Here is a 20718-nt window from a genome sequence, read left to right as displayed (position 1 = left end):
CCCCAGATGCGACGAAGCCGGCGACCAAATCCTGTCAGTGTTGGGCATCCGTCACACATCTGTCAGCGAGTGCTTGTTGCTTTTGTCCGCCACGCGAAAAAATCCCACAGATCAATAAGAACTTAGCCCACGGCAAGCTCCGGCAGTGAACGCTCCGGATTTGGTATCGCGGTTGCACTCAGGTTCGTAGCGTGCCTTCCGATCGCAGAATGTCTCGACGAGCAGAATTGACATTGCTCTGCGTTCGGCTCTTGCAGAGCGCCACCGGTGTTATTAGGGGGCGCTTATCGGGATATCCCACACGTAACCAAATGAGAAGGAGTTGTTATGAGTAACACTCACGTAGGAGAAGCAACCAGCGCGGGATCGGTGCCAGTGACGTCAATCCACAGAGTTGAGGTGGATGGTGTTCGGGTTTTCTATCGATCGGCCGGCGACCAGGATGCGCCTGTGGTGCTCCTGCTGCACGGCTTTCCCGCCTCATCGTTCATGTTCCGCAATCTGATTTCGTGTCTTGCTGATCAGTATCGCGTGATCGCGCCCGATCTGCCTGGGTTCGGATTTACGGAGGTTCCGGAGGGACGGAAATATGCCTATACGTTCGACGCATTGGCCGGCACGATGGAGGCCTTCACGGAAGCCCTTAAGCTCAATCGCTATGCGATCTATGTTTTTGACTACGGAGCTCCAACAGGCCTGCGTCTCGCGATGCGCCATGCGGAACGAGTGACAGGCATCGTCTCGCAGAATGGCAACGCCTACGAAGAGGGTCTTGGCGATGCGTGGGGGCCGATCAGGACCTATTGGGCTCAGCCGACTCCGGCGAACCGGGAAGTGATCCGGCAAAACATTCTGAATTTCGAAGGAACTCGCTGGCAGTACACATACGGCGTTGCAAATCCTGAAGCGGTTGCGCCCGAATCGTACACGCTGGATGCGGCTTTGCTGGAACGCCCGGGAAACAAGGACATCCAACTCGATCTGTTTCTCGACTATGCCTCAAATGTAAAGCTCTATCCGAAGTTCCAGGAGTACTTCCGCCAGTCGAAACCACCTTTGCTGGCTATCTGGGGGAAGAACGATCCGTTTTTCGTTCCTGCGGGAGCAGAAGCATTTCGAAAAGACATTCCCAATGCGCAGGTTCGCTTTCTCGATACCGGCCACTTTGCGATCGAGACACATGTCGTGGAGATTGCCACTGCGATGAAAGAGTTCCTCAAGGCGAACAATATCTCCGGGCGAAGGTAGAGGTTGCATTGTGATTAATCTCTCTACACAAAACCGTGCGGTCGTATCGGTTTATTGCGCCCGAACATGCGGGCATTTTGAAGTTTTTATTTGAACAGGGAGCAAGATGATGGAACGTCGTAAATTTCTAGGCGCACTTACAGGTACTTCTCTGGGTGTGCTGTTCAAGGGGTCTTTTAGCGAATTGGCGCAGGCGCAAAACACCTCAGAAGCTGCCGCCGATTCGCATGGTTCCGCGAGGAATCAATTCCCTCCGAACTCGACAATCATCCTCGTGCATGCGGCGTGGGCCGATGGTTCTTGCTGGAGCAAAGTCATTCTTCCTCTGCAAGACCACGGTTTTCAGGTTATCTGCGCACCCCTTCCGCTCACGTCCTTAACCAACGACGCGACGGCATTGAGCCAGGTACTGGAACGGACTAGCGGCCCGGTCGTGCTGGTAGGGCACGCCTACTCTGGCGCGGTGATCGCAGCAGTGCGGGAAGACCGGGTCAAGTCTTTGGTCTATGTCACGGCGCTCGCACCGGATGAAGGCGAGACTGTAGCCAAGGTCTTCTATCTCAACCCGAATTCTCCGGAAGCGCCGACGATGGCTCCTGATTCTCACGGCTTTGTATGGCTGCCTGACGATGCGTTTCCCCGAGCGATCACGCACAAGGCTACTCGCGATGAATCGAAAATTGCGGCGGCCTTGCAACGGCCTCTCGGGGTTCCATGCATTCAACAGCCCGCGCCGGCGCCACTCTGGAAATCAAAACCGTCATGGTTCTTGGTCGCAGAAGAGGATCGCATGATCAATCCGAAGACCCAGCGATTCATGGCGAATCGCATGGGCGCAAAAATTCGCTCGTCTCCTGTGGATCACTCTCCGATGATCTCGGACCCGCAGGTTGTGATCGACGTGATCCTCGAGGCCGCGCGTCAAACTCTCTTAAGCTAGCGTTCGGCCATAACAAATTCGGATTGAAGCAGATGGAAAGGCAAACCTATGACTGCTATAAAGTCTGTCGCTATTGTTACCGGTGCCAGTCAGGGGATAGGCCGGGCAACCGCCATCCGCCTGGCTCGCGATTTCTCCGCTGTTGTACTGGCCGCCAGAGATAAAGATGAGTTGGAGCGAACGGCTGCGGAGGTTAAGGCGGCTGGCGCCCAATCGTTGATCTATGATGTGGACCTTCGAGAACCCGAGATAGCCGGAGTTCTGGTGAAAGGTACACTCGAGCGTTTTGGAAGAATCGATGCATTGCTGAACATTGCAGGGGCCGTGCCCCAGATCGACCTGTTCGAAATGACCGATGCGCAATGGGACGATGGCGCCGCTCTCAAGCTTCACGGCGCACGCCGTCTGACCATCCAAGCCTGGGATGCATTGAAGGCTTCGAATGGCTCCGTGGTGCTGATTTCCGGAAGCGCTGCTCTCGATCCGAAACCGGGATTTGCCGCAGTAGCTGCGATCAACGCCGCGATTATCGCACTCGCGAAAGCATTCGCGGAGCAGGGCATCAAGGATGGCGTGCAGGTGAATAGCGTTGTTCCTGGCGCTGTGATGACCGGGCGCAGAGAGTCGTTCTTTAGAAAATGGGCGCCGGCACACAACCTGACCGTGGAGGAGGGGATGAAAAAATTTCCGGAGGAAGTCGGTATCGCTCGCTTCGGCAAACCAGAAGAGATCGCCGACTTGATGGCCTTTCTTGTGTCACCCGCGGCGAAATGGATGACCGGAGCTTCCATACGGATGGATGGCGGCGAAGTTAAAGGAATCTGATCAGCATTACAACCACCGGCTGGAGGAATTACGCGTGAAAGCAACAATCGGAAAGTATGCGGGCATATCCAAAGTCTCGAATGAAAAGGCAGTAATCGCGGCGGTCGCCGTCGACCAGCGAGGCTCGCTGAAAAAAATGCTCGTCGCAGATGGCCGCGCGAACGTTGTCGATCGGGATCTCGATGAGATCAAGACAATCGTCACCGATGTGTTGACCCCGCACGCGTCAGCAATTTTGCTCGATCCAGAGTTTGGACTGGATGCTCTTCAGCGTCGCCACGGCAAGGGACTCTTCCTCGGTTATGAAAAGACAGGGTACGACAACAACGTTCCTGGGCGCATTCCGGAAATACTTGAGCACTGGAGCGCGAGACGGCTTGTCGAAGCGGGAGCCGATTGCGTCAAGGTGCTGCTCTATTACAGTCCTTACGAACAGCAGGAGATCAACGACCAGAAACATGTCTGGGTGGAACGCATCGGAGACGAGTGCAGAGCCCTCGATGTCCCGTACTTTGTCGAAACGGTTGGATACGACGTAGCTGGGCACGGTGAAGCGAGTGTCGAATATGCGCGGTTGAAGCCTTCCATCGTCAAAGCTTCGATGGTGGAATTCTCCAAGCCAAGGTATGGCGTAGATGTGCTGAAGGTCGAGATACCCATTTCGATGAGGCATGTCAGTGGCACTCGCTCATTTGGCGGCGACGCTGCATACAGCAAAAGTGAGGCGTTAGATCGATTCAGAGAGCAGACGGATGTTACCGAGCTACCATTTATTTATCTGTCCGCCGGCGTTCCGATCTCCGAGTTCACCGAGTCTCTCGAACTGGCGAATGAAGCCGAATCCGGTTATAGCGGCGTGCTTTGCGGCCGGGCGATCTGGAAGGAAGGCATACCTGTTTTTGCCCAGCAGGGTCCTGCCGCGTTCCGTGATTGGATAGGCAAAACCGGTGTCGAATACCTCGCACGCGTGAATGCACTTCTCGGGTCCGCCCGCCCATGGACAAACCGGATCGAGCGGCCAGCGGCACAACAACGTGGTTGATCGAGGCGTTCGCGCGTCGACATCATGGTGAAAAACGAAAGCGAGAACCCAGCCATTTCATGCTGTCTTTGTTTCGGGATGCCTTGTGAGTGCTCTGTATAAACACTTGTGCATCGCGACGAACTTCACCGCGGATATCCGTCACTGTCAGAAATTCGTCGCAACTTTATTCGCCGGAGATTGAGCTATGTTCTCGCCCTGCAATTTCAATCTTCAGAGTTGAAAGAACTTAGCGCGGGAAGCTGCCGCAAAAAGGGAAATCCCCGAGTTTGGTACTTCGGATGCAGAAGGCTTGTTGGCTGCACTTTCATCATTCCGGGCATCGGCCAGCGAGCGCGTGGTCATCGTTGACAGTATCCACTCTGCTCTACGCCAATCGGGCAGCCACTGATGGGTTTGGAAGGTATTCATCGGCGAATCGCCTATATGCAACATCATCAGCCACAAATAAGGAAGGGAAATTATGAGTACGACCTCGTCGGCACAAGCAATGAATGCGGAGAAGCAAGATCTTTCAATAGGCGCGAAAAGTAGTTTAACCAAATTGGCTGCATGGGTGAGTGATCGCGATATCCCTTTCCTGGTCACCAGTCTCGGCATGGTAGTTATGCTCCTTTGGGCCGGATCTTTTAAGATGACTGCTCCAGGAGCTGAAGGCATTGTCCCACTGGTTTCGCACAGCCCGCTCATCTGGTGGCACTTCAAAATATTCGGCCCTTACATCGGCTCCGATATCATCGGGCTCACTGAGATCACTGCAGCGATCTTGATCATCACGGGCTACTTCAAGCCTAAAGCCGGCATCCTGGGCGGACTGATTACAACGCTCATGTTCTTCATCACCAGCACCATGCTCCTAAGCACTCCGGGCGCGATTATTTCCGTCCCTGGGATTCCAGTGATGAGGTATATGAGCCTTTTGGGATTGTTTCTTTTCAAGGATGTCATCTCCTTCGGGGTGTCGTTCTACCTCATTAGCTATTTCGGCCGGAAAGCTATCCTCTCCGAGAACAATTGCTAAGAGTGAAAGCTGACAACGTCTCGAGTCTGTTTCATTTCAACTTGCATGCGAATCGTCTGGGATTCGCCAATGAATCGTTCACAATGGAGAAGAGCACGCATGAGTTTTCAGGGGCCACCGGAAGTTTACGATCTGCTCATTCTGGGCAGCGGCGCCGGTTCGAAACTTCTGGCCTGGACCTTTGCAGGGCAAGGCCAGAAGGTTGCGGTAGTAGAGCGCAAGTATGTCGGCGGTTCGTGCCCGAACATCGCGTGTCTTCCAAGTAAGAATGTCATTCATACTGCGCAGATGGCGCACAATATTCGACGCGGCGCAGAATTTGGAGTCGACATCGACGGCTTCCACGTTCACATGCCGGCGGTGAGAGAGCGGAAGCGGAAGATGGTCCAGGGACTGGTGGATGTCCATCTCTCGCTCTATAAGCAAAGCGGAGCGGAGCTGATCATGGCATCGGGACGCTTTGTGGGGCCAAAGATACTTGAGGCGACTCTGCCGGATGGAACGAAGCGGTTATTGACTGGAAAGAGCGTGGTGATTGGCACAGGGACGCACGCGGTGATCGACAACATTCCTGGGCTGGCATCCGCCCAGCCGCTCACTCACGTCGAGGCGCTGGAACTCGATGTCGTGCCCGAGCACCTGATCATTCTTGGAGCGGGGTATGTTGGGCTGGAGTTCGCACAGGCAATGCGCCGGTTAGGCAGCCAGGTCACGGTCTTAGGACGTGGCCATCGCGTCATTCATCATGAAGACGACGATGTCACCGAAGGGCTGCAGCAATTGTTCCAAGACGAAGGCATCGAGTTGGCTTTGAATGCCAGAGTGAAAAGCGTTTCCGGCGTATCAGGATGGTCGGTTCGTGTCGAGATCGAGCAGAACGGCGTGGCGAAGTCGCTGCATGGTACGCATCTCCTGGTGGCGAGCGGCCGCGAGCCAAATACAAAGGACATCGGACTCGAACTCGCTGGAGTGGAACTGACAGAGCGGAGATATATCAAAGTTAACGAGCGTCTGGAAACGACCGCGCCAGACGTGTGGGCGGTGGGCGAGGTTGCGGGCAGTCCGCAATTCACGCACATCAGCGAGGACGATTTCCGCGTGGTCCGCGACAATCTGCTCGGCGGGAACCGCGTGACGACCGGGAGACAGGTGCCCTTCTGTCTCTTCACAGATCCTGAATACGCGCGGATTGGATTGAGCGAGAAAGAGGCGAAAGCCCAGGGGATTGGCTATCGTCTTTTCAAAATTCCGATGACTGCCGTATTGCGGGCACGCAGCCTCGTGGAAACACGCGGATTCCTGAAGTGCCTGGTAGAGCGCGACAGCGATCGCATTCTTGGGTTCGCGGCGTTCGGCGTGGGAGCAGGCGAGATTATGGGATGTGTCCAGATCGCAATGCTCGGTAAGCTGCCCTATACCGATCTCCGTGAGGCGGTCCTCGCCCATCCTACGATTCCGGAGGGGTTGATCGCTCTGTTTTCCGCTGGCGCATCTTAATCAGGCGCTGCAAGATCATAGACAGAGAGCTGCGGGCTTTTCTTTTTATTGCCCCAGTTAGAATACGATGCCGAAACTCCTTTCTGTCAATGTCGGGCTTCCACGCGAAATTGAATGGCAAAACAGACTCGTCCGCACCGCTATCTGGAAGAGCTCCGTTTCCCACCGTGTCGCGGCCCGGCGGCTGAATCTGGACGGCGATGGCCAGGCAGATCTGAAAGGCCACGGAGGAGAGCAGCGTGCCGTGATGGTCTATCAGATTCAGGCCTATCGGTACTGGGAAGCGCATCTCCGACGGAATGACTTCGAGTACGGACAGTTCGGCGAAAACTTCACCGTTGACGGTCTACCGGATGATGAAGTCTGCATCGGAGACCGGTTCCGGATCGGAAGCGCAGTATTTGAGGTGACTCAGCCTCGCGTCACCTGCTATCGGCTCGGCATTCGGATGAACAACGCTCAGATGCCTGCCCTGGTTGTCTCGCATCGAAGGCCCGGGTTCTATTGCCGCGTAATCAAAGAGGGAGAAGTCGGTGCGGAAGACGAAATTGTAAAGATCGCCGACGGTGCGGGAAGGGTTTCGGTCGCTGAAATCGATTCTCTGCTGTACCTCCCAGACCACAAGCCCGAACGCATCGCGATCGCAATCCAGATTCCTGCGCTCAGTGCGGGATGGAAACACTCTCTTGAGGCGTTGCTCAAGGCAGATGAAAAGGAAATCCGCAGCGGAAACGCGGGGCTGACTACCTCCGCTTCACCTCCTCCTGCATGGAATGGCTTTCGTGCTCTGAAGGTGGCATCGGTTCATCGTGAGACAAGCGAAGTAACGTCAATCGTGCTCAGTGCGGTCGATGGCGCGCCGCTTCCTCCGGCACTGCCGGGGCAGTATCTCGTGCTTCGGCTGGTTCCCGATAAGGGTTCAGATCCCCTCATTCGCAGTTACTCGATTTCGGGTTCTTCGGCTTCGGGCGTCTATCGCATCAGTGTCAAGCGCGGTACAGGACAGGGAAGCCGCTATCTTGCGGACACGACACAGATCGGCGACACCGTCGAGGTCAGCGCTCCGCGCGGCGATTTCGTGTTGCGGTCCGGTGCTCGCACGGTCGTGCTGTTGAGCGCTGGAGTTGGAATCACTCCACTGCTTTCCATGCTGCACGCTCTTGCATCGGGCGATGCAGAATCGCATCGCGAAGTGTGGTGGATCCACTCCGCGCGCAATGCGAAGGAGCACGCCTTCGCCAACGAGGCCAGAAAACTTCTGGGCGTTATTCCCGGAAGCCACTCAATCGTCGCATACAGCAAGCCGGGGCCGGCAGATCAGCTCGGTAAGGACTTCGATCTCGAGGGTCACCTCGATCTCACGAGCTTGCGACGGCTTGGAATTCCGGCCGATGGCGACTTCTATTTGTGCGGGCCAGCGGGATTTCTCGCAGACCTGCGTCGTGATCTCGACTCCTTGGGTGTTCCTCCCGATGCGGTACATCAGGAGGTCTTCGGACCGGCGAACTCAACCACACCGGGAATGTCCCAAGAAGCGAAGACCCCACATCCTCCAGCTGGTGCGGTGGGAGACGGACCTGTCGTGGCTTTCAGTCGCAGCGGCCTGGCCGTGCGCTGGGACAATCGTTTCAAGAGTCTGCTCGAATTTGCGGAAGCGTGCGACGTACCGGTGAGATGGTCCTGTCGCACCGGTGTCTGTCATCTCTGCGAGTGCGGAATTCTGGATGGCAAGTTGCGCTACGCTCCCGAGCCTCTGGATCGGCCCGCAGCCGGGAATGCTTTGATCTGTTGCTCGACACCCGAGTCGCAAGTCAACTTAGACCTGTGATACATGTGAAGTAGAGCGAGGATCAGATGACGGACTCTTCCGTTTCAGCGCCGACGGAATTTAATCGCCCTTCAAATGCGGAACAGCGAGTCGACGCTCTTCATTCCATCGAGGAGCTCCATGGGCTAACTCCGGAAGAGCTGCGTTGGATCGCGGATGCCGGCGTTGAGCGATTCGTGCAGGACGGAGAGCTGATTTTCAGCCAGGGAGCCCCGCCGCGCCATTTGATCTTTATTCTGGCGGGCGAGGTGGTGGTCAAACGCCACACTTCGAGCGCCGTCTCAGTGCTCGTAGGCAGAACAAAGAGAATCACAGGAAAGACGCCTTTTTCCCGCATCCGTTCCTGGAACGCGGATGGCCGCGCGTCAGGCAACGTTTGGCTCCTCGAACTTGACGATAGCCAGTTTCCGGCGATGTTGACCGCGATTCCATCGATGACGGAACGTATGGTCCGCGTTCTGATCGACCGTAACCGGGAATACACGCGAGCCGAAGAACAGATAGGCAAGCTGGCTGCGCTCAGTAAACTTGCCGGGAATCTGGCGCATGAACTGAACAACCCAGCATCGGCCGCCCGGAGCGCAGCGCTTGCCTTGGGCCAACAATCGGAGCTCGTGAGAAACGACGCCCGGTACCAACTTGGCCTAGCGATATCTGACAAGGCGGCTCTCGATCGCTATCTCAAAGGACTGGATGCCATCCGAGCGAAAGTTGGTTCGACACCTCATCCCAGCAATTCAATACTCGCTGGTGATCTGGAAGAGGCATTGTGCGATTGGCTCCAAAACAAGGGCTTCGAAGAGGCATGGAAGCTAGCCCCCATCCTCGCAGAGGCTGAAGTATCAATTTCTGAGCTTCAGGATTTCACGGCCCCTGTTGCGGCTGAGCTTCAGCCGATTGCGTTGCGCGACCTTCTTGCGACGGTGAGTCAGAACGCGGCCATTGCTTCCATCATTCAAGCGAGCGAGCGGATTTTTCGCATCGTTGCCGCAGTGAAAGATTATTCCTACATGGATCGGCAGCCTCTTCAAGAAGTCGATATTCCGGCTGCTTTGGACAACGTGCTGATGATGTTCCAACCGCGCCTGAAGGATGTGATCATCAAGAGAAATGTCACAGCGGAGCTTCCCCTTTTTCAAGGCTACGGGAGCGAGTTGAATCAGGCATTCTCCGCTTTGATCGAAAACGGCCTCGACGCGATGGAGAATAGAGGCACCCTTACGCTGTCAGCCAAACTGCAAGGCGAAACCTTGCTCGTCGAATTTGAAGATGACGGTCGGGGGATTCCGAAGGAATATCAGGATCGTGTGTTCGAACCGTTCTTTACGACGAAGCCACTTGGTGCGGGATTGGGGTTGGGCCTCGATACTGTCCAACGGGTGATAGCGAAACACTTCGGCACCGTGTCGTTTGAAACTTCTACCCAAGGCACGATTTTTCACGTCCGGTTACCCGTGAATCGTGCGGAGATTTACTAACATATCGGTTCTACAAAGTGCTTTCATCACGTCTCACCTGGGGCTTCCTTGGGGGACCGAAGATCTCCCGTCAAACACATTTTCTGTTATATCTCTACTAGAAGAATCCTCCGCTAGATATAACGAAAAGATATCGTCGGTCGATAAGTGGGGGATGGAGATGATTCAGTAACTGCTTCTGGTTATCGACTATCTTGCTGGTTTCTGCTCTTGCTGGTTTAGGCATTGGCAGCATCCATGTGACACACTGCATAAGGAAGATCCTATAGAGAAGATGGATTTTTGGAGCCGGCGAGTCAAGAGTATTGGTGTCGTGATGCCGGGTCCTTCCTCTGCGCTAAATCGCTTATGACGCGCCTTCAGGCCATCAAATCAGCGGTTCGCAGTGGACTGCAGGCATTCTTTCGAGTCGTGAATTTAACGGGGCTCGAACATTCGACGATAGATTTCGCGCGAGGGCTGTAGACTGGAAACACAAATGCAATATGCTCGAATCCTCTCTCTCATCGACGCCGAATTGGATCGCCTCCGCGAGGCTCGCCAATTACTAGCTTCCTGTTTCTCATTCGCACCCCCGTCGCCCGAGCGGGCTCAGAAGGGTGGCCGCCAAAAGAGAGCTGAGAAGACAACATCTTTTCAGGCCCAGCAGGTGGTGATCGAGACTGCAAGTGGTGCTGCGTCCGGCGTAGTGATGCCTCAAAAGCCTGGCATCGATGCCGGTATCACGCTGGTCAAACCGGCGAAGCGAGCACCGGCCCGGCGTAAGCCCGCGGTCGAGAAGGTTCTTGTTGCGCCTCCTGAAAAGCCTCTCGCCGGGGTTATTCCTGAACGGCCGGTTTTCGTGCCAGCCGGTCAGATCCATCACGTAGACGCTCTAAAGCAACAGCGAACTCAAGATCAAGGCAATGTCGATCCCGCGCCGGCTGATTCTCTGACGGCCGAGTTGCTCAAACAGAAATGGTTCCACGGCCTGTCATCCTAACGGCGCAACGTTTTCAGGAGATTTAAGGCCGAACATCGTATGGCGAGCTTCCTCTCAGCCGGAACGTGGCCTACTGTCCCGTTCTTCTCTTGGAAGAACCATTTTGAATGTCGTGCCCTGATCCGGAGGCTCGGTTTTGCTCTCGAACATGAGGGTTCCACCGTGCCTCTCAAGGATCTCCGCGCTGATCGACAGGCCTAGCCCGGTTCCTCCAACGCCTTTTGTGGTGAAGAACGGCTGAAAAAGCTTCTCCTTCACTTCTTCTGAGATCCCTTGGCCGGTGTCCATGATCGCGAGCTCGATAGAGTCCCTGACGACGTGCATCGAGACAGACAAAGTACCGCCGAGCGGCATGGAATCGATTGCGTTTCCAACAAGGTTGGCTATCACCTGACGGATTTCGCCCGCCCGGCAATGAACCTTCGGAACTTCCGGTTGCCAGTCCTTTTGTACCGAGATGTGCTGGATCTCCAGCTTCCCACCGAAGAGAACCAGGACGGAATCGACGAGTTCCGGCAGGGATGCCGAAGACGCTGCGTGCTGCTGTCGATAGAACTTTAGCGTGTGAGTGGTGATCTCGGACACGCGTTGGAGTTCACTCTGCGCCTGGTGCAGATAGGCAAGCGCGGTCGGGCTGATGTCGCTGTGCTCGGCGAGATAGAGCAAGTTAGTCACAGCCTCCAGCGGATTGTTCACCTCATGAGCAATCGAAGCGGCTATGCGCCCTGCAGCGCTCAACTGCTCCGCCGTGCGGCTTGCGTCCTGCGCCTCGAGCTGGGCGTCGTGGGCGGCATGAAGAAGGCGAAGCCGGTCCTGGTAAGAGATGACGAGTAGACAGAAGGTGAAGATGAGCGCGTTGCCGACCCCAATGCGTGCCAGCGTGGCGCCAGACGCGTCTCCCGAATATTGCAGCGAAACGCTGCCCGGATGCAACATCATCGCGTGCATGCCGCTGTAATGCATGCCGCAGATTGCGAGTCCTATGGCGAGCGCTCCCGAGATTTGATGCCCGATATTGAAGCCCTCACGGTTGCTGCGGTTGAGCAGCAGCAAAGCTGCAAACGAGGCAACCAGCGCGATAACGCACGACGCTGCGACCCATGGGACAGACCACATCTCGGGCGTGCTGAAATGCACCGCAGACATTCCGATGTAGTGCATTGCGCAGATTCCTGTTGCAACGAATGTGGCGCCTAATGTCAGCCGAAACCGCGAAGGCAACGCCGGAGCCACAGCCAGATGCATTGCTAATAAAGACGCGAGGACTGCCGCGACCATCGAGGCCACGGTTTTATTGACGGAATAGAAGAGCGGAAACGGGGGCACCCACGCCAACATGCCCACGAAGTGCATCGACCAGATGCCAAACCCCAGCACCACGCCGCTGATGGTGGCCCACAAGAGCCTGCGCCCGCTATGCCGGGCGTGGCGCACGGACTCAAACGCCGCAAATCCAGAGAGTGCGGCGATCGCATATGACAGCGAAACGGTCCAAAGGTCGTAATATCCGGGCAAGCTTCCTATAACACTCCGTGCGCAGGATCAGTATAGAGAGCGCACTTAGGACGCAGGAAGGGAACGAAGGTGTTACGAGACTTATCGGCCGCCGTTTCATCCCGCACGGATCGTTGACGATTAGCTAGCTTTCGGGCAGGAATCGATTCTCAATGCCGGCGTTACCCGATCCGCTGCACCCATTGGCTTCGCCAGGCAGGGGCCTCGAAGGGATCGGCAAAATACTGTGTCTCGTGTACCACTTTACCGTCGCGGAATTCCATAATGCTCACCGTGTATGCTGATCGGCCCTGGTAGACAATGGTGTATTCGGTGATCCAAAGATCTCCTTTTCCGACGATGCGTTTGACCTGGAACCCCGACGGCTTGCCGGGATGGTGGCTCCGCAGGGCCTGCAGATTGCTTCGCCCGAAGATTCGCTCGCCTGACTGCGGATAATCGCAAATAGCATCGTCAGCGTAGATATCGTGCTCGGCGTTTGCATCGCCTGCTGCCGACGCAAGCCAATGTGCATTCAGTGCTTCGCGTATTTGTTCCTCTTGCATGAGCCGCTCCAGTTCTTACATCGATCGTTGCCGGTGTTATACGGATTGAACTCGTGGAATGAAACCCGGGATGCCGGTATTCACCACGTCATTGAGCCTGTGTCTAGTCTCGATGCGGTTGATCTCGTTAAATGCATCTTCGGGAAGGGCGGAGATATCGAAATTCTCTTTTGCCCGCTCCGCGCTCCTGGGCGTGGTCAGCAAAGCGGTGCCGCGTTGCACCGCCCAAGCTAGTAGTACCTGTGCCGGCGTTTTTCCAACCTGCGCAGCAATTGCCAGAATTACTGGATTTTCGAGTAGCCCTGGCCTGATTCCATGACCTAACGGCGCGAAGGCTAGAAACACAATACCCTTTTCTTTGCAGAATTCCAGAAGCTCCGTTTCCGGCAGATACGGATGCGCCTCGACCTGGACCGCCGATGGCTTGATTCTCGCCGCTTCATAGATGGGCACCAGTTTGTCCAGGCTGACGTCGGACAGTCCGATGGCACGGCATCGGCCACGGTCCACAAGATCCTCCATCGCCCTCCAGGTATCGAGCAAAGTTATTTCGCGGTCATAAATAACATTGCCGTCCGGATCGCGCGGATCATGCTCGTCGCCCGGTTGAAACGCGAAAGGAGTGTGAATGAGATAGAGGTCCACATAGCTGAGTCCGAGTCGGTCCAAACTCGCCGCGAAGGCCGGTTCCACCCGCTCAGGCTGATGGTTGGTATTCCACAATTTCGTTGTGACGAAGAGCTCTTCGCGAGTAATTCCCTCGGCAAGTCCCGCTTGCAAGGCGTTGCCCACCTCACGCTCATTCAGGTATCGCTCTGCACAATCGAAATGCCGAAATCCGGCATTGAGCGCGCCTTTCGTAGCACTGATCGTCACGGCTGGATCGGGAATCAAGGTGCCAAACCCGAGTGCCGGCATCTGACCGATTCCATGGTTGAGCGGTATTCTCGCAGTCCGAAAATCGGAAGATTCGTTCACAGCAACACCTCGGCGGGGACTGAGTGGATGTTCCGACGAGTAGATGTCCGCGATCCACATCGGATTCATGAAAACGCCGAAATGGTGACTAAGCCAGAGAAATCAGGCGGATTCCATTCGGCGAAGGTACTTGGTGACAACCATGGGATGATGACTCCGCTTTTCCGAATGAATGTGATCTGATCTCGGCGGAAGGTAAAGGGGAAGTCTTTCTGGGCGGCCGATGAATAGTTAGCGGCTATCCAAAGCCTGAAAGAGTCGATCCGGCCTCATCGGCGAGCGATGGAAGAAGTCGACGCGGGAACACAGGGAATCGGGCACGTACTGAAACGTCATCGATCGAACTAAAGACCGCGTCGACCACGCCCGAGGAGCAGGAAAAGTAGCACGACGATAAGGATGAGGTCGATTCCGCCGCCGCCATAATAGCCGACTCCGGGGCCCATGTAATAACCGCCGCCGCCGAAAACCAGAATCAGAACGATGAGAATGAGGATGAGAGGCATGCCGGGGAGTGTAGCACAGGAACCTCCCGCAAGGATGCTCTTCAATTTTTCATCGGTACATCGGAGACTGCCGAATGCAGGCGATGGCCTACCAGTAAATCCGGTAGAAAAGTAGCGCATGAGGCAGATTGAGTGGCGGGTCTCCATTCGTTCTTAGCCACGGCAGTTGAGGCAGATTGAGCGGGAGGCTTCCGTTCGTCTTTAGCCACAACAGACATAGCCCGAGCAGCTCGAACGCCAACAGAAGGCTCACGAGAACCGTGGCCGCGGGAAACATGCTGTCGCGGCGGGCTGATATGGATCGGGAGGGGTAAACCTTCTTGCCTTTGCTGCCGCGCTGAGTGTGGGTGCCCCAGGCCTCAGCTGAAACGGTCTTTAGGTTCGTCATAAAGTATCCTGCACACGGAGTTACGCGGCTTAAAACACGCGGGGAACGATCATTATTCCCATTGCTCCGCTTCGGATTCGGAAAAGACGGACCGGTGAAGGTGATTGGAAGGGTTCATCGCCATTTCCACGCTTTTCTACCATAAGTGGTGGAATATTCGCGGTCACCCACTGTCTTATCGAGTTAGAAGAGATTTTCTCGTGAGGGCAACGACGTAGGCGATGAGCGATATCAATGGAAGGACGACGCGATGAACGCAATCATGCCCATGTCGCGGCTGGGAGGCGAGTCTCTCGCTTGGAGTTCTCAGCAGCATTAAGCCGCTTCGGAGGAATCGTGCACAAACTCTCGCAGCGATAGGTATCTTGATCGAAAGCTGCACCGGAATGCCAGAACCTTCTACAGTTTTTCTGATATCTGGGAAGAGAAGGTGTATTCATCGCTTTTCAACCCGAAGGCCGAAGCGCGGACTTTGATTTCACCCGCGCGAATGGTGGCGCGTATCAGGGCGGTTGCAATGCCAGCCTGTGCCCGCATGGGGTTGGCGAGTATGGAGGCGTCGCCGATCAGCGTTCCTTCGCCGCTGACTTCGAAGGCGACTTCATCGTCCCCATAGGGATATGTGGTGCCGCGCGCATCGCACACATGCGCGTAGATGCGTATCCAGTCGGACCCATCGGCGGTGAGCCCGCGGCCGCAATCATCGAGGACGAGCTTGAGCTGCGTCTGCACACCGGGAGCATTCAGCTCATGGGTGGCGACGACGGCTCCTCCCATCAGTCCTTCTGCTTTTACGTTTCCGATGGGCGTGCCCGGTTTGGCGACGCCGGTAGCAAAGAGCATGGAGTGCAGCTCGCTGAATTGTTCGAGACGGAAAGTGAATGGGGGATGCGGCAATTGGTAGCCCTCGTCGGGCTTCTGCGTGGCGATGACTTTGCCGTTCTGCGTGAGACGAACTTCGTCGCAATTGCTGAAGACAGTTACCGTGGTGGGTGATTGGAACGTGGCAAAGCTGGCAACGAAGATCATCGGGCCGCTGCCGAACTTCGAGGTCTTCGCGTCAACCGGACGCTGGCTTTGGAAAAAATAATAGTCAAACTTTGGCAAGCGAAAGAGATCGAGCGGCGAGCCGTAAAACGGCTGGTGATGATATCCGCGATAGTAGTCGATGCCGGCCCAGAGATCGGCTCCCGCAGCGCGCGCGGTGTTCGGCGGCAGGGGGGCTTCGAGCTTCGCATACATTTCGTTGAGAGCCTGCAGATGTCGTGCGGCCTGCACCAGCATAGGGGTTTCACCCCATTCGCGGGCAATGCGTACGCTGCCTTGCTGATCGGTCCAGTTGTCGACCTGATCGCCCCATTCGCGAACCCATAAGGGTTTTGTGCCATCATTGCGCGAGTATTCGACGTCCCATCCGGGAAAGCCCTGGATAGATTTCATGACGCGATCGCCGGCAGCGTAGCAATCCGGACCCGGGTATTCTTCGTGAACGATGCGATAGAGCTCCGCTGCGACAGACTCATTATCGGTTTCATTGAGCTGCGCCTCCCAAAGCAGAACACATGCGTGATTGCGATCGCGGCGGATCATCTCGCGGGCATCTTGATAGACACGGCTGCGGAACGTTTCAGTGTCCGCGACATATTGCCAACCGGGGTTAGAGACGATGCCGAGGATCCCTAACTCATCGCAAGCATCCATGAAGGCGGGATGCTGCGGATAGTGACAGCGGTAAGAGGTGAATCCAGCGTCGCGCAATTTGATGGCGTCGCGATAGTGCGCTGATGCCGGCAGCGCGTAGCCAACATAAGGATGGTCCTGGTGGCGATTTGCGCCCTGCGAGAAAAACTTCTCTCCATTGATGAACAGGCCTTGTTCACGATCCATGTGGAATTTTCGGATGCCGATGCGGGTGTACAGGTCGTCTATGGGCTTGTTCTCTTCCAGGATGATCGTGTGCAATGTGTACAGGTGAGGATGGTACGGATGCCAGAGCTCCGGCTGAAGGACTTTCAATGTCTGCGTGAGCTGCTGCGAGGACGCAGCGCCTATCTGTACATTCTTCTCTGATTTTGCCGCGATGCTGCCGTCGGAAGCTAACAGTTCATGACGGACGGTGGCGCGCCGCGATGATGAAGAAGCATTGGCGACATCGGTTTGCACCTGAACTACGGCTTCATTGGTATTGATCGCAGGATAGGTGACAAAGATGCCTCCGCCCGCAGCTTTGTTCGCAAGAATGGGATGGCTGATGTGGAGGTCACCGAGAACTTCAAGCTGTACGCTGCGATAAAGGCCGCCGAAATAGACGAAATCAAGCTGGTCCTGCGGCTTGCCCGGTGGGACGTCGGCATTGTCTTCGTTGTTGAGCAGAACAGTGAGGACATTCGTTTCTTCGTCGCCGTAGTCGGCGTGTGTCGTTATGTCGATAACGAAGGGAATATAGCCGCCATAGTGCGTGGTCAGATGCTTGCCATTGAGCCAGACATCGGCGACGGACATGGCGCCTTGAAAGACGAGATGCAGCGTGCGGCCTCGCCACAGCGTCGGGGCTGCGAAGCGTTTCTGGTACCAGCACAGCCCCTGGTAGTTGCGGCCTCCGCTGGCGTTCAACGGCTCGAGGCGCACGCTGTGAGGAAGGTTGACCTGCTCCCAGCTGGCATCGTTAAGAGGCGACATGTCCTTGGCGGTAGAAGCAATGGATTTGGCTGCGCTGTCAATCCGAGTAAATCGCCAATCGCGATCGAAGCTTTGCACGATTCGGGTTTCGGGAGAGAGTGGCCAATGGCCGGCAGGCGATGCGGAGTTCGCTTGTGCCTGCTGTCCGTATGCAGCAAATGGCTTCATTAGTCCGCTGAGCGCGAGCGCTGTTCCGGAGCGCGCGCCTGTTTCCAGAAATTCTCGTCGTGAGAGAGACATTGTCCTTCTATACCTCGTTGCGGCCAACTGGGATGAAACATCCCTAGCCACAAAACGTATTTAGTGGTTCATCGAGAGAGCAGATGGCGCAACGGCGTGCGCCGCAGATTTCATCATGGATCGCAGCAATGGTCACACTACGCGAATCTATTCTGCCATGTATCCGCCGAAAGTCGAGTAGACGCTTTTTTACAGGATGGGTGTTCGCTCATCAAGCACAAAGACGATTTCATTTAGACTGGCCTGCAGCGAGGGAGCCTTGTACATCGGCAGCGATCGCAGATATGAAGAGGCAACGTTCGTTCGCTGCGGACGAAGCGGGCTGGTGCTGCCTGCCATCTCTCTGGGGTTGTGGCACAACTTTGGCGCGACCACTTCTCTGGAGACGGGACGTGCGATGCTGCGGCGAGCCTTCGATCTTGGAATTACACACTTCGATCTGGCGAACAACTATGGGCCGCCCTATGGGGCCGCAGAGGAAACTTTCGGACTGCTATATCGGCAGGATTTTCGTCCTTACCGAAAGGAGCTGGTTCTTTCGACGAAGGCCGGCTATGACATGTGGCCGGGGCCTTACGGCAACTGGGGCTCGCGCAAATATCTGTTGAGCAGCCTGGATGAGAGTCTGCAGCGCATGGGGCTGGAGTATGTCGATATCTTCTATTCGCACCGGCCCGACCCCAATACGCCTGTCGAGGAGACCGTGGCCGCACTTGCGCATGCCGTTCGCGCGGGCAAGGCCCTGTATGTGGGCATCTCGAACTATAACGCGGAGCAAACGGCACGGGCTGCCGCAGTGCTGTGCGAGCTGAAGACGCCATGCCTGATTCATCAGATGCGGTATTCGCTGTTCCAGCGGGCGCCAGAAGAGGGCCTGTTCGGGACCCTAGAGCAACAGGGGATTGGCGGAATTGCGTTTTCGCCGCTGGCACAGGGAATGCTCTCGGAGCGCTACCTTGACGGCATTCCTTCCGATTCGCGAGCAGCAGTGGGCAGGTTTCTCAAGCCTGCCGATTTGAATGAACGCAGGCTCGAACAGATACGCGCTCTCAAGGAGATTGCGCGAGAGCGCTCCCAGAGCCTGGCGCAAATGGCGCTGGTGTGGGTGACGCGGCAGAGGTGTATCGCGAGCGTGCTTATCGGAGCAAGCCGTCTGGAACAAATCGAAGAGAACGTTAGAGCGCTCGACAATCGCCACTTTACAGCGGAAGAACTGCAGCTTATCGATGCAATCTTACAGTGATCAGGACATCGCACTGCTATTTCGAAGCAATGTGAACTGCTTCGATCACCAGCCCGGATATGGTCCAGGGAGCGGTCCGGTGAAGCTCGAGCAGCAAGGCGTTTTCACCGGCTCGAACTCCATGAACTCGACGCGTGTGCCATCCGGATCGAAGAGGTCAAGCTGCCACTTGCCATCGAGCCCCAGCAGCGGTGGGCGTTCCTGTGCGCTTGGTTTCCATCCCTGAGACAAAAGACGCTTGTTCAGCTCTGCGATGCTGACCACACCTGGCGAGAAGTGATTGGCGCTGGCCAACTGCCCGCGTGAAGGCGTGGTCGGAAGATAGAGCATGTACTCGATCCAGTCCGTGCCATCCGGCACCTGCATCATGACCCAGTCGGTGTGACCGGCTTGTGCCGCGCCTTCCCAGTAGAGGTGGCATCCCAGCAAGTCCTTGTAGAAGTGATCGAGGCCCGCGCGGTTATGTGCGACGAAGCCGGCATGAATGATATGGGTGCTGAGCCGCTTCGACAGATTCGCAGGAGCGGGCACCGCGTGTTTGCTCAATTGGACAAACTCAACTTCGTTGCCTTCGGGGTCGTGAGTAACGAAGTAGCGGCTTCCATCCGGAGCGACGGTAACCGCGGCGGGCACGGCGACGCCGTGAGCCCCGAGGTAGCGGCGCAGTCTCTCGGCATCGCTAGTATTCAGGCCAAAGCTTTGCAGGCGATTCAGCATTGCCGGCCGCGGAGCAGGGACCAACTCGATGAATTGCTGGTGATTGGCAAAAAAGCGCACTCCTGTGGAACGATCAGCGGCGGGCTGTTGCTCCCAGCCGAGGACATTGGTGTAAAAGGCCTCCGACTTTTGCAGATCATCAGCATAGAAGGTAACGTGAGAAATTCCTGTGATTGCAGGGCGGGATGGACCGCTCTGTGCCGACGCGGGACCAAGTTCGACAAGAGCACAGAGGAGAAGAAGGAGAGCTTGCTTTCGGGCGCTCATCGATGCGTTTTTGTCCTTTCACGAGAGAGTCGAAATATAAAGGAAACCAGATATTCTGCTCTGCGAACGCGAGACCACGATACTTGAGCGTCTGCACATTACGAATCCGACAAAAGTCGCAAGAGACATCTTATTCCGACCTTCGTCGGATTCGCATTCTGCGTTCTCTCGTCTATAGTCATCTGCGCTTTGTTTTCCGACGCGCCGCCGCTCTGAGTTGCCGATGCAAGCCCGATCACGACAAGGTTGGTTCCGATGAAACGTCTTTTTTCCATCATTACTGTGGCGCTCTTTCTTGCAATTGCGCCGGCGTCGGTGCCGGCCCAGGCGCCATCGAGCCATAGCCATTTTGGCGACGTCGCCGATTCGGCGTTGGCCGCGATGCAGCAGCGCGCGAAAGATCTGAATATCGGCGGAGTCGCAGTGGTGGCCTATTTTCAGGGCGACAGCATTCAGTCGTGGGAGTCGAAAATGGTGGTCGTGGGGCGCATGAAAGACCTGCCAACTACGGGCAATCCGGGATCGAACCTGCTGGCGATCGCGTATGCGAAGGCTTCCGAGATGGCGGACACGCTGCGCGACAGCGGCAGCCATGCGCGCCCTCCGATGACGGGAGAGTTCGACTGGACGGGCGGCGTGATTGCGCGCAGCAAGACAGGCTATGTGATTGCGGCTTTCAGCGGGGGAAAGTCGGATGACGATGTGCAGGTTTCAAAGTCAGGACTTGCGCGTTTGAAAGACGATCTGTAAGACGCCTATTCTGTGTTGTCAGCCAAGCT

The 20718-nt window shown here is 56.1% G+C and carries 19 protein-coding genes; 11 read left to right on the top strand and 8 right to left on the bottom strand.

The annotated features are described in order from the left end of the window. The first annotated feature begins 327 nt into the window (after positions 1-327). The 4 genes from XX99_RS24860 (at position 328) to XX99_RS24845 (ending at position 4055) form a co-directional block, all read left to right on the top strand. The gene (locus XX99_RS24860; protein WP_050062107.1) at positions 328-1248 is read left to right on the top strand and encodes an alpha/beta fold hydrolase; all 921 of its coding nucleotides are present in this window, start codon (positions 328-330) and stop codon (positions 1246-1248) included. A 106-nt stretch (positions 1249-1354) separates the two neighbouring features. Then, positions 1355-2188, top strand: a complete 834-nt coding sequence (locus XX99_RS24855) for an alpha/beta fold hydrolase (RefSeq protein WP_231581605.1) — start codon at positions 1355-1357, stop codon at positions 2186-2188. 48 nt (positions 2189-2236) lie between these two features. Continuing rightward, complete coding sequence (locus XX99_RS24850) at positions 2237-3013, top strand: SDR family oxidoreductase (RefSeq protein ID WP_050062106.1); 777 nt, start codon at positions 2237-2239, stop codon at positions 3011-3013. Then, a complete protein-coding gene (locus XX99_RS24845; RefSeq protein ID WP_050062105.1) occupies positions 2988-4055 on the top strand; it encodes a tagatose 1,6-diphosphate aldolase in 1068 nt (355 codons plus the stop codon). The genes XX99_RS24850 and XX99_RS24845 overlap by 26 nt, the downstream gene beginning before the upstream one ends. A 213-nt stretch (positions 4056-4268) precedes the next feature. Here XX99_RS24845 and XX99_RS27895 read toward each other — a convergent pair whose 3' ends face one another. Beyond that, positions 4269-4466: a hypothetical protein gene (locus tag XX99_RS27895; RefSeq protein ID WP_184084615.1), complete on the bottom strand. Its 198-nt coding sequence runs from the start codon at positions 4464-4466 to the stop codon at positions 4269-4271. 52 nt (positions 4467-4518) lie between these two features. Here XX99_RS27895 and XX99_RS24840 point away from each other — a divergent pair, with 52 nt between their 5' ends. The 5 genes from XX99_RS24840 to XX99_RS24820 all read left to right on the top strand — a co-directional run bounded on the left by XX99_RS24840 (position 4519) and on the right by XX99_RS24820 (position 10861). Next, positions 4519-5076 (top strand): DUF417 family protein, encoded by a 558-nt coding sequence (locus XX99_RS24840; RefSeq protein ID WP_050062104.1) that lies wholly within the window; start codon positions 4519-4521, stop codon positions 5074-5076. Between the two features lie 99 nt (positions 5077-5175). Then, complete coding sequence (locus XX99_RS24835) at positions 5176-6573, top strand: dihydrolipoyl dehydrogenase family protein (protein WP_050062103.1); 1398 nt, start codon at positions 5176-5178, stop codon at positions 6571-6573. A gap of 67 nt (positions 6574-6640) precedes the next feature. Next, on the top strand, positions 6641-8401 hold the full coding sequence (locus tag XX99_RS24830; protein ID WP_050062102.1) for an MOSC and FAD-binding oxidoreductase domain-containing protein: 1761 nt from the start codon (positions 6641-6643) through the stop codon (positions 8399-8401). A gap of 176 nt (positions 8402-8577) precedes the next feature. Then, positions 8578-9879, top strand: coding sequence for a sensor histidine kinase (locus tag XX99_RS24825; protein ID WP_184084612.1), 1302 nt, complete (start codon positions 8578-8580; stop codon positions 9877-9879). A gap of 478 nt (positions 9880-10357) precedes the next feature. Continuing rightward, positions 10358-10861, top strand: coding sequence for a hypothetical protein (locus tag XX99_RS24820; protein ID WP_050062100.1), 504 nt, complete (start codon positions 10358-10360; stop codon positions 10859-10861). A gap of 54 nt (positions 10862-10915) precedes the next feature. On the opposite strand, the gene XX99_RS27005 is transcribed toward XX99_RS24820, so the two are convergent. From XX99_RS27005 to XX99_RS24795, 6 genes are all read right to left on the bottom strand, one after another. Beyond that, on the bottom strand, positions 10916-12376 hold the full coding sequence (locus XX99_RS27005) for an MHYT domain-containing protein (protein WP_082125950.1): 1461 nt from the start codon (positions 12374-12376) through the stop codon (positions 10916-10918). A gap of 161 nt (positions 12377-12537) precedes the next feature. After that, positions 12538-12921, bottom strand: coding sequence for a nuclear transport factor 2 family protein (locus XX99_RS24810; RefSeq protein ID WP_050062099.1), 384 nt, complete (start codon positions 12919-12921; stop codon positions 12538-12540). A gap of 36 nt (positions 12922-12957) precedes the next feature. Further along, complete coding sequence (locus XX99_RS24805; RefSeq protein ID WP_231581604.1) at positions 12958-13839, bottom strand: aldo/keto reductase; 882 nt, start codon at positions 13837-13839, stop codon at positions 12958-12960. A 404-nt stretch (positions 13840-14243) separates the two neighbouring features. Continuing rightward, positions 14244-14450 (bottom strand): DUF3309 domain-containing protein, encoded by a 207-nt coding sequence (locus XX99_RS27535; RefSeq protein WP_311732209.1) that lies wholly within the window; start codon positions 14448-14450, stop codon positions 14244-14246. A 43-nt stretch (positions 14451-14493) separates the two neighbouring features. Beyond that, entirely contained in the window at positions 14494-14793 is a 300-nt protein-coding gene (locus XX99_RS24800; RefSeq protein WP_050062098.1) for a hypothetical protein, read from the bottom strand. Between the two features lie 399 nt (positions 14794-15192). Next, positions 15193-17712 (bottom strand): glycoside hydrolase family 2 TIM barrel-domain containing protein, encoded by a 2520-nt coding sequence (locus XX99_RS24795; RefSeq protein WP_050062097.1) that lies wholly within the window; start codon positions 17710-17712, stop codon positions 15193-15195. Positions 17713-17971: 259 nt separating this feature from the next. Here XX99_RS24795 and mgrA point away from each other — a divergent pair, with 259 nt between their 5' ends. Then, a complete protein-coding gene (gene mgrA / locus XX99_RS24790) occupies positions 17972-18955 on the top strand; it encodes an L-glyceraldehyde 3-phosphate reductase (protein ID WP_050062096.1) in 984 nt (327 codons plus the stop codon). Between the two features lie 45 nt (positions 18956-19000). On the opposite strand, the gene XX99_RS24785 is transcribed toward mgrA, so the two are convergent. After that, on the bottom strand, positions 19001-19939 hold the full coding sequence (locus tag XX99_RS24785; RefSeq protein WP_050062095.1) for a VOC family protein: 939 nt from the start codon (positions 19937-19939) through the stop codon (positions 19001-19003). 255 nt (positions 19940-20194) lie between these two features. Between XX99_RS24785 and XX99_RS24780 the strand changes: the two genes are divergently transcribed. After that, the gene (locus XX99_RS24780; RefSeq protein WP_156186206.1) at positions 20195-20689 is read left to right on the top strand and encodes a hypothetical protein; all 495 of its coding nucleotides are present in this window, start codon (positions 20195-20197) and stop codon (positions 20687-20689) included. Positions 20690-20718: the final 29 nt, after the last annotated feature.

This window comes from Silvibacterium bohemicum (assembly GCF_001006305.1).
Classification (GTDB): Bacteria; Acidobacteriota; Terriglobia; order Terriglobales; family Acidobacteriaceae; genus Silvibacterium; species Silvibacterium bohemicum.
The sequence above is the reverse complement of the archived record's forward strand: the minus strand, read 5'-3'. Positions and strand labels throughout refer to the sequence as shown.

Excerpts from the sequence above, each read along its gene's own strand:
- XX99_RS24840 (WP_050062104.1), top strand. The coding sequence starts at position 4,519 with ATGAGTACGACCTCGTCGGCACAAGCAATGAATGCGGAGAAGCAAGAT.
- XX99_RS24850 (WP_050062106.1), top strand. The coding sequence starts at position 2,237 with ATGACTGCTATAAAGTCTGTCGCTATTGTTACCGGTGCCAGTCAGGGG.
- XX99_RS24785 (WP_050062095.1), bottom strand. The coding sequence starts at position 19,939 with ATGAGCGCCCGAAAGCAAGCTCTCCTTCTTCTCCTCTGTGCTCTTGTC.
- XX99_RS24805 (WP_231581604.1), bottom strand. The coding sequence starts at position 13,839 with ATGCCGGCACTCGGGTTTGGCACCTTGATTCCCGATCCAGCCGTGACG.
- XX99_RS24810 (WP_050062099.1), bottom strand. The coding sequence starts at position 12,921 with ATGCAAGAGGAACAAATACGCGAAGCACTGAATGCACATTGGCTTGCG.
- XX99_RS24855 (WP_231581605.1), top strand. The coding sequence starts at position 1,355 with ATGATGGAACGTCGTAAATTTCTAGGCGCACTTACAGGTACTTCTCTG.
- XX99_RS24780 (WP_156186206.1), top strand. The coding sequence starts at position 20,195 with ATGAAACGTCTTTTTTCCATCATTACTGTGGCGCTCTTTCTTGCAATT.
- XX99_RS24845 (WP_050062105.1), top strand. The coding sequence starts at position 2,988 with ATGGCGGCGAAGTTAAAGGAATCTGATCAGCATTACAACCACCGGCTG.
- XX99_RS24820 (WP_050062100.1), top strand. The coding sequence starts at position 10,358 with ATGCAATATGCTCGAATCCTCTCTCTCATCGACGCCGAATTGGATCGC.
- XX99_RS24800 (WP_050062098.1), bottom strand. The coding sequence starts at position 14,793 with ATGACGAACCTAAAGACCGTTTCAGCTGAGGCCTGGGGCACCCACACT.
- XX99_RS24860 (WP_050062107.1), top strand. The coding sequence starts at position 328 with ATGAGTAACACTCACGTAGGAGAAGCAACCAGCGCGGGATCGGTGCCA.
- XX99_RS24830 (WP_050062102.1), top strand. The coding sequence starts at position 6,641 with ATGCCGAAACTCCTTTCTGTCAATGTCGGGCTTCCACGCGAAATTGAA.
- XX99_RS24795 (WP_050062097.1), bottom strand. The coding sequence starts at position 17,712 with ATGTCTCTCTCACGACGAGAATTTCTGGAAACAGGCGCGCGCTCCGGA.
- XX99_RS24835 (WP_050062103.1), top strand. The coding sequence starts at position 5,176 with ATGAGTTTTCAGGGGCCACCGGAAGTTTACGATCTGCTCATTCTGGGC.
- XX99_RS27895 (WP_184084615.1), bottom strand. The coding sequence starts at position 4,466 with ATGAATACCTTCCAAACCCATCAGTGGCTGCCCGATTGGCGTAGAGCA.